Source organism: Neisseria sp. P0009.S007 (assembly GCF_051962515.1).
Genome location: NZ_JBQCVF010000595.1, coordinates 1 through 958, shown reverse-complemented (window position 1 = coordinate 958; position 958 = coordinate 1). Strand labels below are relative to the sequence as shown.

Sequence of the window (958 nt, the reverse complement as noted above, 5' to 3'; positions counted from 1 at the left end):
CCGACGAAGAAACGCCAAACTTTGCCTATCATGCGTCTTGCTTCAAGTTGGCGTTTGATGTCGCCTTTGGTCGATTTGAGCGTATAGGGCAAAAGTGCGATTTTGAACAATACGCCTGCAACGCCGAAGAGGATGAAGCCGAAGAGTGTGGCAAAAAAGCGACGGAAATAGTCTAAAGTCTTCATGCGTTTTTCTGCCAGTGCCAGTTTCTACCGGCATAGTGTTGCGTGTGTTGTCGGCCGTCTGAAAGCAGGAAGCGTACCCACTCCAAGCTGCTCCAATAGGGCTCGACTGTTGTATCGTTAGGGTTTTCAGACGGCCTTTCGGATGTGGTTTCCAAACTTAAGGTATAGTCTTCGCCTTTGGTAATGACCAGTGCCAATGCATAGGCAAACGGCGCACGGGTAGCCAAGACGGGATAGTCTTCAGACAACGGATCATCGGCGACAATCACTAAAACGGATGGCGCGCCGTCTTGCAAAAGCACAAATGCCTCGGTCAGCGCGGTTTCAAAGGAATCGGCGGCAACGGCCAACGCGGTATGTTCGCTCATGTCTTTGCGCAACATCGACCATTGCCCAATCGTCGCGTTGTGAACGGACAGACCGAATGAGGTCGGCGATACGGTATGCGTGTTCAAAAGCTCTTGCCACAATTCAAAGCTGCGGTTGCTTTCGCCGTCGTGCGAAACGTACACCGGTACACTTTCAGGATATTGGTCGGCCAGATTCCATGCGGCATCACAAACCAAGCGCGCCGCTTTTCCCAAGCGGCGGCGTTGCATAGGCGGCAAAAAGGAGAGCGCGGGTTTGCACTCCGGAAGGGAGGCGATATCGAGTTTTCCCTGCGCCCAGTCCTGCCATTGCTCCGGCGTACTGATCTTGCTGGAGGAGGCCTGCCATGCGGCGATATTGAAGCTGAAACGGCAAACGTTTTGAGGCATGATGTCTTTCAATGT

The 958-nt window shown here is 52.9% G+C and carries 1 protein-coding gene and 1 pseudogene; both read right to left on the bottom strand.

Annotated features, from left to right (window positions below):
• Positions 1-185, bottom strand: a pseudogene (locus tag ACTHS3_RS15040) (1-acyl-sn-glycerol-3-phosphate acyltransferase); the annotation flags it as partial.
• A complete protein-coding gene (locus ACTHS3_RS15035; protein ID WP_440368373.1) occupies positions 182-943 on the bottom strand; it encodes a beta-ketoacyl synthase chain length factor in 762 nt (253 codons plus the stop codon). The gene ACTHS3_RS15035 and the pseudogene ACTHS3_RS15040, both read right to left, overlap by 4 nt.
• Positions 944-958 lie beyond the last annotated feature (15 nt).